Origin of the sequence: Halobaculum sp. CBA1158 (assembly GCF_021431925.1) — an archaeon.
Lineage (GTDB): Archaea > Halobacteriota > Halobacteria > Halobacteriales > Haloferacaceae > Halobaculum.
This window is the reverse complement of the sequence record NZ_CP090371.1, coordinates 2,189,072-2,203,394: the sequence shown is the minus strand read 5'-3', so window position 1 is coordinate 2,203,394 and position 14,323 is coordinate 2,189,072. Positions and strand designations below refer to the sequence as shown.

Below are 14,323 nucleotides of genomic sequence, written 5' to 3'. Positions count from 1 at the left end.
TTCCCGGTCGTTCACGTAGGTTCGCCGAGTCGCCGGCGCGGTTCCGGTGCGGTTCCGGCGTAGTTCTGGCGCGGTTCCGGCGCGGAAGTCGGTGCCGTAAAACCACACCCATCCCTTCGTGTCGACATGAGCGATCCCACCGAGTCGCCGGCGGACGCCGGCGGGGCGACGACGCGCCGACGGGTTACCACGGCAGTCGCGGCCGCCACGGTCGCGGCGCTTGCGGGCTGTTCCGGCGGCGGGGGTGGCGGTGCGGGCGGCGACGACACGGACGCCGACGGAGACGGCGAGTCCGAACCGTACGACGGGTGGCTCTCGGACGCCCGGGGGTTCGACGGCTCCGTCGCCGACGAGAGGGGAGCCGAGGAGGTGACCGTCGTCGTCGGGGCCGGCGGCAGCGGCTACGCGTTCGATCCGCCGGCGGTCCGCGTCTCTCCGGACACGACGGTCGTCTGGGAGTGGACGGGCATGGGGAACCGCCACAACGTCGTCGCCGACGGCGGCGACTTCGAGAGCGACTACTACGCTTCCGAGGGAGCGACGTTCTCTCGGAAGTTCACCGACTCCGGCGTCACGAGGTACTACTGCACGCCCCACCAGAATCTCGGCATGAAGGGCGTGATCGAGGTCGCCGAGGGGTAACGGTCGTCGAGCGGGAGCGGTCGTCGAGCGGGAGCGGTCGTCGAGCGGGAGCGGTCGTCGAGGGGCGACGGGCCGGCGGCGCTCACGTCCCGTCCGCGAACAGGTCGTCGAACGCGTCGCCGGCGAGACCCGGCCCGGACGGCACGGCGATCCGACCGTCCGCGACCGGGGCGGGGTCGTCGCCGGCGAGGTCGAGCGCGAGCAGGTCGCCGGTGGCGAGGCCGTGCGCGCGGGCGGCTCCGCGGGGGAGCGCGGCGGCGACGTGAACGGCCGCGGTTCGCGCGACCGCGGCGTCGACGGTGGTGGTGACGACGGGCGCGACGCCGGCGTGGGCCGCCGCCCGGCCCGCCGCGAGCGCCCGGGACGGTCCCCCGAGCGCCATCGGCTTCAGGACGACCGCGTCGGCGGCACCGGCCGCGAGCACGTCGCCGACGCCGTGGCGCGTCAGCGACTCGTCGAGCGCGACGGGCGCGCCGACGCCCCGCAGGGACGCGTGTCCCGCGAGGTCGCCGGCGGGCAACGGCTGTTCGACGTACTCGACGACGCCCGCCAGCGCCGACACCGCCTCCCGGGCGGTCGGCCGGTCCCACGCGCCGTTGGCGTCGACCCGGAGCGCGACGCCGCCGGTGCCGTCGGTCCCGTCGGTCCCATCACGATCGGCGGCCGGATCGGTCCCGTCGGCTCCCGCCCCGACGGCGTCGGCGACCGCCCGGACCCGCGCGAGGTCCGCCTCCAGCGACCGCGCGCCGACCTTCAGTTTCACGCACCGGTGGCCGGCCGTCACCGCCTCCCGGGCGGCGGCGACCGCCTCGTCGCGGTCGGCGTCGCCGACGGTGCCGTTGACCGGGACCGACGCCGCCGGCTCCCGGTCGTCCTCGCCCGCCCGCGTCAGCGACGCCGCGAGCGACTCCCCGCGCCGGCGGGCGAACGCGTCGCGGTACGCGAGCGCGACGGCGTGGCGCGCGGCGGGCGAATCGGAGCCCGGTGGGGTCCCCTCGTCGCGGGCGCGTTCGAGGGCGCGCCGGCAGTCGGCGAGCGACTCGGTCCACCCCGGCAGCGGCGCGGCCTCGCCGACACCCGGCGTGCCGGCGAGGTCGACCCGGACGAGCAGCCCCTCGCGTCGCTCGATGTCGCCGCGGGCCGTCGACAGCGGCGCGGCGAGTTCGAGCGCGAACTCCCGGAGCGCGCGGACCGTCACAGCGCCAGTCCGACGGCGAACAGCGCCGCGAACGCGGCGTGGAGCTTTCCGCACCGTTCAAGCGCCGGGTTCAGCGCGTCGCCGGCGGTCTCCGTGAGGACGGTCCGCGTCAGCGGCACCGCAAGCGGGAGCGTCAGGAGGGGGAGCAGGACCGTGGGATCGCCCGTCGACGCGAAGAACACCGGCGGGATCGCGTACGCCATCCCGAGCAGGAGGACGAACTGCGCCCGCGAGAAGCCGTAGCCGAAGCGGACCGTGAGGGTGTTCTTGCCGGTCGCGGCGTCCTCCTCGCGGTCGCGGAGGTTGTTGACGACGAGGATGTCCGTCGCGATGGCCGCCACCGGAAGGGCGGCGACGACGGCCGCGAGCGGGACGAGGTCCGGACCGGGAACGAGCGTGCCGAACGCGACCCCTACCGTCGCCGCCGCCTGCACGTAGTAGGTGCCCGTGACGGCGACGAGCCCGAAGAACAGGAAGACGAACACGTCGCCGAGGCCGTGGTACGCGAGGGGGTACGGACCGCCGGTGTAGGCGACGCCCATCGCCACCGAGACGAGCCCGACGATCAGGATCGGCAGCCCGGCGACGGCGACGAGGTACGCGCCCACGAGGATGGCCGCGAGGAACGTGAGCCACATCGCGCGCTTCACCGCCGCGGGCTCGATGAGCCCGCCCGCCGTGACGCGGGTGAATCCCTCGCGGTCCTCGGTGTCAGCGCCTTGCTCGGCGTCGTAGTAGTCGTTCGCGAAGTTCGTCCCGATCTGGATCAGCGCTGCGCCCACCAGCGCCACCAGCGCCGGCAGGGGCGCGAACACGCTGTCGCGGACGGCCAGCCCCGTGCCGACGAGGACGGGAGCCAGCGCCGCCGGCATGGTCTGAGGCCGCGCGGCCATCACCCACGCCCGCCGCCTGGAGATGTCGGCCTGACTCGTCTCCGTGCTCATTGGCGGCACTCGGAGCGGACGGAGTATGAAGGATGGGTTACGAGCGCGGGTCGTCTCCCCTCGCCCGCGGCGGGCCCGTGAACGTGGCCGCGCCGTCGCGGTGGCGGTAGCGTTGCTGTCGCGGTGGCGGTAGCGTTGCTGTCGCGGTGGCGGTAGCGTTGCTGTCGCGGTGGCGGTAGCGTTGCTGTCGCGGTGGCGGTAGCGTTGCTGTCGCGGTGGCGGTAGCGTTGCTGTCGCGGTGGCGGTAGCGTTGCTGTCGCGGTGGCGGTAGCGTTGCTGTCGCGGTGGCGGTAGCGTTGCTGTCGCGGTGGCGGTAGCGTTGCTGTCGCGGTGGCGGTAGCGTTGCTGTCGCGGTGACGGTAGCGTTGCTGTCGCGGTGGCGGTAGCGTTGCTGTCGCGGTGGCGGTAGCGTTGCTGTCGCGGTGGCGGTAGCGTTGCTGTCGCGGTGGCGGTAGCGTTGCTGTCGCGGTGGCGGTAGCGTTGCTGTCGCGGTGGCGGTAGCGTTGCTGTCGCGGTGACGGTAGCGTTGCTGTCGCGGTGGCGGTGCGGAAGTTCCGGGGGGTCGTACCGCGAGTGAGGGCCGGAAGGCCCGAGCGAGCGGCCTTTTGAGCATCATCAGAATCGCTTCGCGATTCGGATTAGCAGTCGGATTCTTCGAATCCGACCGCATCACCAGACGCCGCAGGCGTCTGGTTAGCAGCAGGAACGCGAAGCGTTCCTGCAGCATCGACGGGTTTTGGCGGGGGTCGAGCGCCCGGTGGGCGCGAGGCCCCGTGAAAAGTGGTCGGTCAGTAGTGCCACGGGTGGTCGGAGAAATCCGGTTCTCGACCCTCTAAGAACGCGTCGCGACCCTCCTGTGCCTCCGGCGTCATGTACGCCAGCCGGGTCGCCTCGCCGGCGAACACCTGCTGGCCGACCATGCCGTCGTCGGTCATGTTGAACGCGTACTTCAGCATCCGCATCGCCGTCGGCGACTTGCTCGTCATCTCGTCGGCCCACTCCAGCGCCACGTCCTCCAACTCCTCGTGCGGGATCGCCTCGTTCGCCATCCCCATGTCGACGGCCTCCTCGGCGGAGTAGGTCTTCCCGCGGAAGAACACCTCGCGGGCCTTCTTCTGGCCGACCTGCTTGGCGAGGTAGGCGGAACCGAAGCCGCCGTCGAAGCTCGCCACGTCGGGGTCCGTCTGGAGGAACTTCGCGTGCTCGTCGCTCGCGAGCGTGAGGTCGCAGATCACGTGCAGGGAGTGGCCGCCGCCGACGGCCCAGCCCGGGACGACCGCGACGACCGGTTTGGGCATGAATCGAATCAGTCGCTGGACTTCGAGGATGTGGAGGCGGCCGGCCTTCGCCTCCCGCACCAACCGGTCGTCGGACTCGTCGGCCTCGTCGTCGTCGCGGTACTCGTACCCCGACTCGCCGCGGACGGACTGGTCGCCGCCCGAGCAGAACGCCCAGCCGCCGTCCTTCGGGGAGGGGCCGTTCCCCGTCAGCAGGACGCAGCCGACGTTCGCGCGCTTGCGGGCGTCGTCGAGCGCGGCGTACAGTTCGTCGACCGTGCCGGGGCGGAACGCGTTGCGCTTCTCCGGGCGGTCGAACGCGATCCGAACGGTCGGGGAGTCGACCGCGCGGTGGTAGGTGATGTCGTCGAACGCGTCGCTCCCGTCGACCGGCTCCCAGCGCTCGGGGTCGAAGATATCGGAGACAGCGCTGCTGTCGTCCCCGCCGGCGTCGTTGGCGTCGCCCGCGTCGGTCGCGTCGCCCGCGTCGTCCGCGTCGTTGGCGTCGTCCGCGTCGTCGCTGTCGCTCATACCCGAACCGGCGGCCGGCGCGCGCAAAAAGGTGCGCGTCGCGACGGCGACGCACTCCCTCGTGTTCGGCGTCGATCGCGGGGGCGTCCCGGCGAGGTCACTCGCTCCCGGTCACGAACACCGGATCACTCGCCCTCGGTCGCGCGTTCGGCCACAGCGTCGGCGACCGCCTCGGTCACTTCCTCGCGCACGCGATGGCTCGCCTCGGCGTCGCTCGCGACTTCGATCACGTCGGATCCGTCGCGTGCGACGCTCTCGCGGTACAGATCGCGAAAGCCCTCGCGGTCCTCGCCGGCGACGCGGGCGAACGACAGGTCGTAGAGGTCGCCCGTGGGCTCGAAGTCGAGACCGTGGGGTGTCTTGAACTGGCTCGTGAACGGCGGATCGAAGTCCTCGATCGGGAGCATGTGGAAGATGCCGCCGCCGTCGTTGTCGATCAGGACGACCGTCGCGTCCACGTCACACCGCTCCAGCGCGAGCAGGCCGTTCATGTCGTGGTAGTACGCCAGGTCGCCGGTGACGAGCGTCAGGTGGTCGGTCGTGGCCGATCCGGCCCCCAGCGCCGTCGAGACGATGCCATCGATGCCGGAGGCACCGCGGTTGCCGAGCATCGTGAGTCCCTTGGCGGCGGGCGCGACGAAGCGGTCGGCGTCGCGCACGGGCATGGAGTTGGAAACGAACACGGTCGAGGGCTCGGGCGCGAGGTCGACCACGTCCGCGAGCACGCGCCCCTCGAAGAAGCGGTCCTCGTCGGCGACCGTCCCCCAGTAAGCGGCCTCGGCGGCCTCCCAGCGTTCGCGCCACGCCGTCGAGTCGGAGCCGGAAGCGCCCCCGGCCCCGCCGACCTGCCCTACCTGCCGCGAGAGCGCGCCACAGAGCCGCGACGGGTCGGCGACCACGAGGTCGGTGGCGGCGAACTCCGCCTCGCGCCACCCGCCCGCGGGGTCGACGACGAACTGGCGGGCGTCGGTGCCGGCGAGATACTTGCGCAGCGGCTTCGAGGTCGGCGAGGCCCCGAACCGGAGGACGACCTCGGGGTCCGGCCAGTCGTCGGGCGGCCCGCCGGCGAGCACGCCGTCGTAGCCGCCGAGGACGGGCGCGACTCGGGTCGCCGAACCGAACCGCAGCCCGGAGAGCGGGTCCGCGAGGACGGGGAACCCGGTCGCGTGCGCCAGCGCCGTCACTGCCTGCGGATCCGGACCCGGCGGATCCGCGGGACCGGCGACGATCAGGCCGCGTTCGGCCTCGAGCGCCCCCGCGATCCGTTGGAGGTCGCGCTCGTCGGGCATCGGGTGGCCCGCGGTCGTCGAGACGAACGGCCGACCGTCGTCGCGGCCCTCCGCGGCCAGTTCCGGGAGCTCCGCGGGCACGTCGCCCTCGACCTCGACGGGCTCCAGCGGCTTGCGGAACGGGACGTTCAGGTGGACCGGGCCCGCGGGCGTGCCCTCGGCCGTCGAGACGGCGCGCGCGAGGTCCGTGCGAAGCGATCGGAGCTTCCGGTCGTCGGCCTCCGGCTCGGGGAGGTCCCTGTACCAGCGGACGGCGTCGCCGTACAGCTTCTCTTGGTCGACCGTCTGGTTCGCGCCCGAGTCGCGGAGTTCGGGCGGCCGGTCGGCGGTCAGGAGGAGCATCGGCACCCGCGAGTTCGCGGCCTCCATCACCGCCGGGTGGAAGTTCGCGGCGGCGGTGCCGGAGGTGCACACCAGCGGCGTCACCGCGCCGGTGCGGCGGGCGCGGCCCAGCGCGAAGAACGCGGACGCGCGTTCGTCGAGATGCGAGAACACGTGGATGTCCGGGTGCTCGGCGAACGCGACGGTCAGCGGCGTCGAGCGCGAGCCGGGAGTGACGCAGACGGCGTCGACGCCCGCCGCGGCGAGTTCGTCGGCGACGGCGCGACCCCACAGCGTGTTTCGGTTGGGCGCGCTGGCAGTCATGCGCCCGGCTTCGACCGGAGCGCGGATAAACGGCGCGTCCCGCGGCTGTCACCGCCGTCGTCGCCGACGTGCTGCGACGCCGCACGAACGCACGGACGCACGTATCCAACGGGGACGTATCGCGAAACCAGACACTTCTCTCCGGGCCCGGAGTAGTAAGCCATGCGACTCTCGGAGCTACGCGCGGAGTTCAGCCGTCAACTGTCGTTCCCGACGGACCGCGAGACCGCCGTCGAACGCGTCGGCGACGTGACGCTGGAGGCACCGAACGGCGACGACACGACCGTGGCGGCGGTGCTCGCCAGAGCGGAGACCGCGGAGTTCGACTCGGCGAAGGAACTCCACGACACGCTCGTCGGCCTGGTCGACGACGCGTTCATCGGTCGGAAGTTTTACGACGACCGCGGGGGCCAGACCGGGATGGAGAACGACCAACAGTCGTTCTGACTGTCGAGGCCCCGCGGACGTACCGGTGGCTCACCCCACGAGACGCCCGTGTTCGACTTTCATACACGTGTCCTGCGTCGTCAGGAGGCCGGCGTCCTCGGCGCGAGCGAGCGCCTCGTCGTCGGTGATCCCGAGTTGGAGCCACAGTCCCGCCACGTCGCCGCGGTCCTCGCGACGCGCCAGCACGTCGTCGACGATGCCCGCGACCTCCTCGCTCGGACGGAACACGTCGACGAGTCCGATCTCCTCCTCGACGTCCGCCAGCGCGTCGTACGCTTCGCGGCCGAGAATCTCGTCGGCGTAGGGGTTCACTGGGATCACCTCGTAGCCGTGTTCCTGGAGGTACTCGGGGATGTCGTGGGCGGCCTTGCCGGGCGTGCTCGAGCAGCCGACGACCGCGACGGGGTCCATCGAGAGCAGTTCGCGCAGGCCGTCGTCGTCGGTGACTGGCATACCCGGAAGTCCACCGTCATCGGGGAAAAGAGTTCGTGCGAGGGACGGGAGACGAACAAGAGGGATGCGACGAACGAGGAAGGCGCGTCGGCGCGCGGCGGCGGGCCTCTGTGCCCGCCGGACGCGCGCGAGGGGGCGAGGTGCGAGCCGGGGCGAGCACCGAGCCGGTTGGGGAGGACGAGGAGCGGTGCGGTCGCCGCGGGCGGGATCGAGAGGGACCCCGGGGACCGCCGTTGGGATCGCCGCGGGCGGCGGCCGCGGACCTCGCCGTGGTACGACCCGAACTGAACCGGCGGCAGCGACCCCACCGACCCCTCGGAGGCGACGTACTACGCGTTCGCCAGCCGAACCGTCGGCTCGCCGTCCTCCTGCGTCTCGATGATGCCGTCGAACAGCTGTTTCAGCGTGTTCATCGTCTGATCGTCGTGGGCCGTCGAGTCGATGCAGTACAGCCCGAGCCCCTCGACGCTCTGGATCCGGCCGGTGAACACGTGGAGGAACCGGAACACCGTCTGCAGGTCCGAGTACATGAGGAGGGTGGACAGCGAGTGGACCATCACGCGGTTGCGCTTGATCCCGCGGTCCTTGTAGAACGCCTCCAGGAACTCCGAGAGCTTGATCCCGATCCCCGTCATGTCGACCGGCGAGGAGGTGTACTTGATCCGGTCGCTTTCACGCACGTCGCTCACGCCCTGCTGGCGGGTGACGGTGTCGACGACGGCGACGGGGCGACCCTCGTAGGAGACCCGCTTTTCGAACTGCTTGAGCAGTCGGTCGGCGGAGTCTTTGGTCGTCACCATGATCGCCCCCTCGCCGTTTCGGGTCCCTTCCGCGAGCACGTCGAGCGCGAGTTCGCGCTTGCCGCTCAGGGGCGGTCCGGTGACGAGAACGTTCGACCCGGGTTCGATCTCGCTCCCGAGCGGTTCGACATCATACATGTGGGTCCCCCGCAGCGGTCCCGACGCGGACGGTGTGCTCGCGCGGATTCGTGTTCGCCTCCGTCTCGCCGGGGGTCATCCAACTACCGTGTCCTTACCGTGAGCCGGTATTATTCTTTATGATTGGATTACCCTCCGGCGGACGGATTCCTGTCACGCAACCACCACCGTGGCGCGTCCCGCGACGAACGCGATCGCCGCGAGGAACGTCCCGCGTTTGATCCATCGCTGCGCCGTCGCCGGATCCCGAAAGCCCCACGCCGTCGCCCCGAGCATCGCAGCGTCCGCCGGCACTACGACCGCGAGGTACGCCGCTCCGAAGGTGCCTCGGAGGTACGGGAGCGCGCTCGCGAGCGCCGCGACCGCCATCGCGGCCGTCGCCAGCGCCAGCGCCGGTCGCTCGCCCGCCACGATCGGCAGCGTGCGAAGCCCCTCCTCGCGGTCGCCCGCGACGTCCTCGACGTCCTTCACGACCTCGCGCGCGAACGTCGCCGTCGCCGCCAGCCCGAACAGCGTCCACGTCGGTCCCGACAACCCGCCGACGGCGGCCGCTCCGAACAGGAACGTCGACCCGGTGAGATACGCGACCACGACGTTCCCGACGGCTGGTAACCCCTTGAACACCTGCGTGTAGGCGAGCAGCGCCAGCAGGTTCGCCACCGCGATCCCGAGCGCCAACGGCGGCAGCGTCACCGCCGCCGCGGTCGCGACGGCGAACAGCACGCCCGCGTACGCCGCCGCTCCCCGCGCCGGTACTCGGCCGCTCGGGATCGGACGGCCCGGTCGGTTCACCGCGTCGATCTCGCGGTCGAAGTAGTCGTTGACCGCGTTTCCGGCAGCCGTCGCCGCGGCCGTCGCCACCACCGCGAACACGACGGCGACGGGCGCGTCCAGCCCCCCCGCGACGAACGACCCGACGAACGTCAGCGCGCCCGCGGCGACCGCGTTCCCGGGTCGCGCCAGCTCGAGGTACCCCTCGAGCGTTCGAGTCGGGTCCATCGTTCCCGTCCACCGCCCGCCCGGTCATAAATGACGCGGGACGGTGGCGCTACCGTCTGTCCAAGGGTACTGTACTTGCGTCCTTCAGGTGAACTGTCCGAGGGAGTGGGTGAACGCCCGGATGATCCGATGCTACGTCCCCGCCGTGAACTGTGACACGCACGACCAACCTGAGATGGGGGTCTACCTGAATCTGAAGTCGTGTCCGGCCACCTGCCGGTCTTCCATCTCGCCCGTCTACGACCGTCGTCGCCAGTCGGCCACAACCGCGTGTGGTCGCGATCGGTTCGGCTCTGGATCGCGACCGGAAACGCGGGACTTATGAGACCGAGGGCGATATAATCGGGTACGGGCGCTTAGCTCAGCCTGGACAGAGTACTTGGCTTCGGACCAAGCTGCCGCGGGTTCAAATCCTGCAGCGCCCATAATTTCAGGTGAAACAATCGCCAGACAGCGTGGCGGTCATCGGTCCAACGGTCGAGATCTTGCTTTCGTTCGATACTCGATTTGACTAGTGAGTGTCCCGTGATTCGCGTACGGCCAAACAGGTGCCCGTTCAAAACTCAATCGCACATTGAGTTAGCGCGTGTCGAACGAGTCGATTACCTCACTCGTCGGGTACGTCTCAACCAGATCCTGTTCGTCGAAGTCGGAGTCGTCACTCCAGATAGCCGCATCGCAGGCTATCGCACATGCTAGATACAGTACATCGTCCGGATCGGTGTCACCGATTGCCTCGTCTGCTTTCTCGATAGCCGGATAGAACTCGCTGGAGGGGACAACGTCAACGTATTGGAACAGAAGGTCGATGAACTGTGCCACTCGGGCCGGTTTCATTCCAGATTTCTCCACGATTAGGTCCTCGTAGTTCTCGATTTCGTCGTAAACGAACGCAGGTGTCAGTAAATCCGGTTCGAGCGTGACGATGAGTTCCCGCGTTTTCGAATCAGCGATGAGTGCAGAGATGACGACGTTGGCGTCGATGACCAGCTCCATTCGTCGTGATTACGCCGATTCCTCGTCAACGCGCTTGCGTCCGCTCTTGTTTATTTTGTCAGCGATATCCTGTACATCGCTCTCGGTAAGTTCGCTCTCGCTAGTGAGTTCGTCCATCACTTCGAGCGTCTCGATCTTCTCTTGGATGGCCTGTCGGGTGACTTCACTCCAGTTGATTTCCGGGTGCTTTTCCATGCGCTCTTTGAGGTCGTCGTCCACGTTGACGGTGATGCTAGGCATATAATATTCTATGATCACACAGATTACTGTGCTTTTCGGTGTACCTCCGATCTCCCGTATTCGGCCGCCTCACGCCTGAAAGATCAATTCGTTCGATAGTCGAACCGGAGCCCGCAGCGCCCATACTTTTGTAGGCCGAATCGGTTCCAACCCCTACAACCGCGTAGCGACCTTCTCACGACCGAAAAACAGAGATTCAGGAGTCGGGATACTGTCCCTTTCTGAGGAACTACACAGGAACCCCGTTGCGGCCCTTACAGTCGGGGTTTGCGTTCGCAAACCAGGGGTGATCGGCCCTGTGTTGGCTGTAGTTCGTTCCCGCGAGCGGCCTCTACGCCCCGACCAGTCGTCGGAGATGCTCCGTCGCGTCCGGCCTACTCCCCCTCGAGCAGGCCCATGTCCTCCGCGACGAGGTCGGCGATACGGTCGGCGAGCGCCGGGTCGACCTGTGCGACGGACTCGCCGTCGTGTCGCGTGTCGTTGTGGCGGTCGACGAGGTCGCCGACCTTCGAAAGCGGCACTCGCGTTCGGGTGTCGCACTCCGTACAGACGATCGGTACCGAGGGCTCGTCGCCGGCGTCGCCGGCGTGGTTGTCGTCGCCCTCGCCGTCGCCGGTGTCGGTCGTGTCGCCGTCGGTGGCCATGGCAACCGTTCGATCGGGGACGGCGGTAAACGGGTCGATCGGCGGCTCACCCGAGTCGGCCGGGATCGGTCCCCGCGCCCAGGGCCGTGAGGCGGTCGCTCTCGGCGACGCCCGACAGCGCCACGGTCACGCGGAACTCCTCGGCTGAGGGGTCCGGCCGGTCGCCCCACCGGATCTCCGGAACCGCGGTCTCCTCCTCGATGAGGGCCCGCGCGCGTTCGAGTCCCCGCCGGTTCAGCCACTCCGGCGGGGCGTGAAAGACGACCGCCGCGCGGCGAGCGCTGTCGACGGCACACGGCAGCGAGAGCCGATGTGTCACCGCCTTCCGTGAGGCGTTGGTCGCGATCGACACCGCCTCGCCGGCGTCCACTTCCGGCCCCGTTTCGCCGGTGAGGCGGTCGAGCAGGCCGCCGACCGTTCCCTCGCGTCGGCCGTTGTCGACGCCGCTTCCGGCGGTGCCGACGACGGTCACGCCCCCTGCACCGAGCGTGTTGGTCAGTTCGCTCGCGTCGAGGACGCGCTCGGGCGTCGGGTCGGTCGCCTCGCCGGCGGCGCACAGCGCGCCCAGTCGCCCGGCGACGGCGGCGTCGAGGCGATCCCACGCCGGGGCGTACGCCTCGCCGTTGGCCCGCCACACGTCCAGGTCCGCGAGCACGAGGTCGTCGCAGGCGGCCGACAGCGCCCGTACCCCGCCGGCCGCGTTCGACGACAGCGGTCGGTCGCCGTCCGCGTCGCCGCGGGTTTCGCGATCCCGTCGCGGTTCCGTCGATCCCGCCGCGTCGCCGTCGCCGCCGACCTCCGCGACGCCCGGCACGATCCCGACCCCGTACACCGGCGTTCCGGTGATCTGCCCCAGCAGGTCCGCGACCGCGGGCGCGACGCCCGCGCCGGTTCCGCCGCCGAGAGCCGCACACACGAGCGTCGCGTCGACGCGTCCCACCGGCAGGCCGTCGACGGCCGCCTGTAACTCGGGGCGCTGCTCGCGGGCGATCTCGGCGGCCAACTCCACGTCGCCGCCGGTGCCCGCCCCGTCGGTGTGGACCGCGCCCAGCAGGTGGCGGTCGTCCTCGGCGACGCTCGTCGCCGCCGCGAGGTCGGCCGCGTCGGTGTCGACGGCGACCGTTCCGGCGAGGTAGTCGACGCGGCGGTCGGCCTCGTCCCCGGCCAGCGCGGTCGCCAGCGCTGTGCCGCCCCTACCGACGCCGACGACTCCGATCTCCATAGTTCGGGGCCGCAGCGCTGGCTCATAACCGTGGCGGAGCGCCGGGTCGTCGACGCGGCACCGGCACTCCCGGCAGCCTCGGCACTCTCAGCACTCTCGGCATCTTCGGCACTCTCAGCACTCTCGGAATCCCGGAATTCTCGGTACGGGGAAAGCGGTATTGTCCGGCCGCCCGATCCCTCGATATGGTCGAACTCGTGTCCGTCGCGGCTGTCTCGGAAAACGGCGTCATCGGCGACGACGGCGAACTCCCGTGGCCGTCGATCCCGGCGGACAAGCGCCAGTACCGCGACCGCGTCGCCGGCGAGACAGTCATCCTCGGCCGGAAGACGTTCGAGTCGATGCTGGACGACCTTCCGGGAGCCGCCCAGATCGTCGTCTCACGCAGCCGAAGCTCTGTCGACACCGACACCGCACACGCGGTCGCCGGCGTCGAGGAGGCGGTCGCGGTCGCCGAGTCGCTCGGCGCGGAGACGGCGTACGTCCTCGGCGGCGGGGCGATCTACGAGCTGTTTCAACCCCACCTCGATCGGATGGTGCTCTCGCGCGTCCACGGCGAGTACGATGGTGACACCCGCTATCCGGAGTGGAACACCGACGAGTGGACGCTCTCGGACTCCACCGAGCACGACCGCTTCACGCTGGAGACGTGGGTGAGGGTCGGGGAGTCGTAGGACCGGCCTGACGCCGGGTCACCGCCGCCGAGTCGACAGCCTGTTCCGCCCGTCCGACCGGGGAAACCGATAGGTGGGACGGGCCCGTTCGGTCCTCCGTGATCCTGCAAACGTCCGTCCCGGTCACGGTGACGGCGTCGATCCTCGTCGGCGTCGTGGCCGGCGTGATCGCAACGCTCGCGATGGACCTCGTGATGGGCCGAATCGACGAGGGTGAGACGCCACCGCGGATCGCCAGCGGCGTGCTCACGGGGGTCCATCCAGACGACTCCCCGCGCCGGCTCGCCTCGGTCGTCCACTACGTCGCCGGGGGTCTCACAGGTCCCCTGTTCGTGTGGCTTGTGTTCGCCGTCGGGGCCGTCCTCGGCGTCGGCTGGCTCGCCGTCGGCGTCGCCGGGATCCTGCTGTACCCGCTCATGGTCGGCTTCTTCGCGCTGGTCGTCCTTCCGCGGTCCCGCGGGCTGGCCCGACAGCGACTCCGCCGGATCCGACGGGCCTGGGCGATCGAAGCGGTGGCGTATCTGCTCGTGCTGGTCCCGCTCGTAGGCGTCGCCATCGCGGCGCTGTAGCGGGGAAACGATTTTCAGCACGACCGCCGTCTCGCTCCCGTGCTCCGACGCGTCCGCGAGACCGCTCCCGCCGGCCTCGTCCCGCTCGCGTGGATCTTCGCGATCACCGGCCACCTCGACCGCGTCGGCGACCGCGCCGTCCTGATCGCCCACGTCGTGATGTCGGTCCTGCTGGTCGCGTTCGTCGTCCTCTCGTGGCGCGACATGCGCTCGGGCGTCCTCCGCGCCTGGCGGCTCGTGATCCTTGCGGGGATCCCCGTCACGCTGGCCGGTGCCGCCGGGGCGGCCGCGGACCTCGGACCGATCCCCCTGCTCGTTTCGGTCGTCGGCTGGGCGCTTCTCCCGGCCCCGGCGCTGTGGTACACCGCCCGCGAGTCTGCGGGATCGGCGCGCCCGGTCAACGCCGTCGCGGCGGCGCTGTCGCTCGCGGGGGCGACCGCGTACCTCGGGGCGGTGGTCGCCGGCGACCCGGCCGTCGCGGTCGCCGTCGCGGGGCTCGCGATCGTCGGCGTCGGCCAGACCGTCGGCATCGTCGACGCGGTCGTTCGGTACTGAGCACCGGTCGCGGGGGCCGATTAGCGACCGCGCAGGCGACGGACCGCGCAGCCGACGTTT

16 protein-coding genes and 1 tRNA gene are annotated in these 14,323 nt (G+C 70.4%); 6 read left to right on the top strand and 11 right to left on the bottom strand.

The genetic code is table 11. The annotated features are described in order from the left end of the window. The first annotated feature begins 126 nt into the window (after window positions 1–126). Window positions 127–642, top strand: coding sequence for a halocyanin domain-containing protein (locus Hbl1158_RS11600; protein WP_234297413.1), 516 nt, complete (start codon window positions 127–129; stop codon window positions 640–642). Window positions 643–724: 82 nt separating this feature from the next. Here Hbl1158_RS11600 and Hbl1158_RS11595 read toward each other — a convergent pair whose 3' ends face one another. The 4 genes from Hbl1158_RS11595 to menD form a co-directional block, all read right to left on the bottom strand. Next, on the bottom strand, window positions 725–1,840 hold the full coding sequence (locus Hbl1158_RS11595) for an enolase C-terminal domain-like protein (protein WP_234297412.1): 1,116 nt from the start codon (window positions 1,838–1,840) through the stop codon (window positions 725–727). Further along, window positions 1,837–2,784 (bottom strand): 1,4-dihydroxy-2-naphthoate polyprenyltransferase, encoded by a 948-nt coding sequence (locus tag Hbl1158_RS11590; protein WP_234297411.1) that lies wholly within the window; start codon window positions 2,782–2,784, stop codon window positions 1,837–1,839. The genes Hbl1158_RS11595 and Hbl1158_RS11590 overlap by 4 nt, the downstream gene beginning before the upstream one ends. 788 nt (window positions 2,785–3,572) lie before the next feature. Then, entirely contained in the window at window positions 3,573–4,592 is a 1,020-nt protein-coding gene (locus Hbl1158_RS11585; protein WP_234297410.1) for a 1,4-dihydroxy-2-naphthoyl-CoA synthase, read from the bottom strand. Window positions 4,593–4,717: 125 nt separating this feature from the next. Then, on the bottom strand, window positions 4,718–6,526 hold the full coding sequence (menD, locus tag Hbl1158_RS11580) for a 2-succinyl-5-enolpyruvyl-6-hydroxy-3-cyclohexene-1-carboxylic-acid synthase (RefSeq protein WP_234297409.1): 1,809 nt from the start codon (window positions 6,524–6,526) through the stop codon (window positions 4,718–4,720). A gap of 162 nt (window positions 6,527–6,688) precedes the next feature. On the opposite strand from menD, the gene Hbl1158_RS11575 reads away from it, so the two are divergent. Further along, window positions 6,689–6,973, top strand: coding sequence for a hypothetical protein (locus Hbl1158_RS11575; protein ID WP_234297408.1), 285 nt, complete (start codon window positions 6,689–6,691; stop codon window positions 6,971–6,973). Between the two features lie 30 nt (window positions 6,974–7,003). Here Hbl1158_RS11575 and Hbl1158_RS11570 read toward each other — a convergent pair whose 3' ends face one another. From Hbl1158_RS11570 to Hbl1158_RS11560, 3 genes are all read right to left on the bottom strand, one after another. Further along, window positions 7,004–7,426 carry a CoA-binding protein gene (locus tag Hbl1158_RS11570; RefSeq protein ID WP_234297407.1) on the bottom strand — a complete coding sequence of 141 codons (423 nt, stop codon included), beginning with the start codon at window positions 7,424–7,426 and terminating at the stop codon, window positions 7,004–7,006. 329 nt (window positions 7,427–7,755) lie between these two features. Continuing rightward, complete coding sequence (locus Hbl1158_RS11565; protein WP_234297406.1) at window positions 7,756–8,364, bottom strand: recombinase RecA; 609 nt, start codon at window positions 8,362–8,364, stop codon at window positions 7,756–7,758. A gap of 153 nt (window positions 8,365–8,517) precedes the next feature. Continuing rightward, window positions 8,518–9,363 carry a geranylgeranylglycerol-phosphate geranylgeranyltransferase gene (locus Hbl1158_RS11560; RefSeq protein ID WP_234297405.1) on the bottom strand — a complete coding sequence of 282 codons (846 nt, stop codon included), beginning with the start codon at window positions 9,361–9,363 and terminating at the stop codon, window positions 8,518–8,520. A gap of 350 nt (window positions 9,364–9,713) precedes the next feature. Here Hbl1158_RS11560 and Hbl1158_RS11555 point away from each other — a divergent pair. Continuing rightward, window positions 9,714–9,788: transfer RNA gene (locus Hbl1158_RS11555), tRNA-Arg, on the top strand. A 154-nt stretch (window positions 9,789–9,942) separates the two neighbouring features. Here the strand turns inward: Hbl1158_RS11555 and Hbl1158_RS11550 are convergent. The 4 genes from Hbl1158_RS11550 to Hbl1158_RS11535 form a co-directional block, all read right to left on the bottom strand. Continuing rightward, window positions 9,943–10,359 (bottom strand): PIN domain-containing protein, encoded by a 417-nt coding sequence (locus tag Hbl1158_RS11550; protein ID WP_234297404.1) that lies wholly within the window; start codon window positions 10,357–10,359, stop codon window positions 9,943–9,945. A gap of 9 nt (window positions 10,360–10,368) precedes the next feature. Further along, window positions 10,369–10,599, bottom strand: a complete 231-nt coding sequence (locus Hbl1158_RS11545) for a hypothetical protein (RefSeq protein WP_234297403.1) — start codon at window positions 10,597–10,599, stop codon at window positions 10,369–10,371. 374 nt (window positions 10,600–10,973) lie between these two features. Beyond that, entirely contained in the window at window positions 10,974–11,243 is a 270-nt protein-coding gene (locus Hbl1158_RS11540; RefSeq protein ID WP_234297402.1) for a hypothetical protein, read from the bottom strand. A 46-nt stretch (window positions 11,244–11,289) separates the two neighbouring features. Next, window positions 11,290–12,465: a hypothetical protein gene (locus Hbl1158_RS11535; RefSeq protein ID WP_234297401.1), complete on the bottom strand. Its 1,176-nt coding sequence runs from the start codon at window positions 12,463–12,465 to the stop codon at window positions 11,290–11,292. Between the two features lie 185 nt (window positions 12,466–12,650). Here Hbl1158_RS11535 and Hbl1158_RS11530 point away from each other — a divergent pair, with 185 nt between their 5' ends. From Hbl1158_RS11530 to Hbl1158_RS11520, 3 genes are all read left to right on the top strand, one after another. Next, on the top strand, window positions 12,651–13,139 hold the full coding sequence (locus Hbl1158_RS11530; protein WP_234297400.1) for a dihydrofolate reductase: 489 nt from the start codon (window positions 12,651–12,653) through the stop codon (window positions 13,137–13,139). 98 nt (window positions 13,140–13,237) lie between these two features. Then, window positions 13,238–13,708, top strand: coding sequence for a hypothetical protein (locus Hbl1158_RS11525; protein ID WP_234297399.1), 471 nt, complete (start codon window positions 13,238–13,240; stop codon window positions 13,706–13,708). A gap of 39 nt (window positions 13,709–13,747) precedes the next feature. Continuing rightward, entirely contained in the window at window positions 13,748–14,263 is a 516-nt protein-coding gene (locus tag Hbl1158_RS11520; RefSeq protein WP_234297398.1) for a hypothetical protein, read from the top strand. Window positions 14,264–14,323 lie beyond the last annotated feature (60 nt).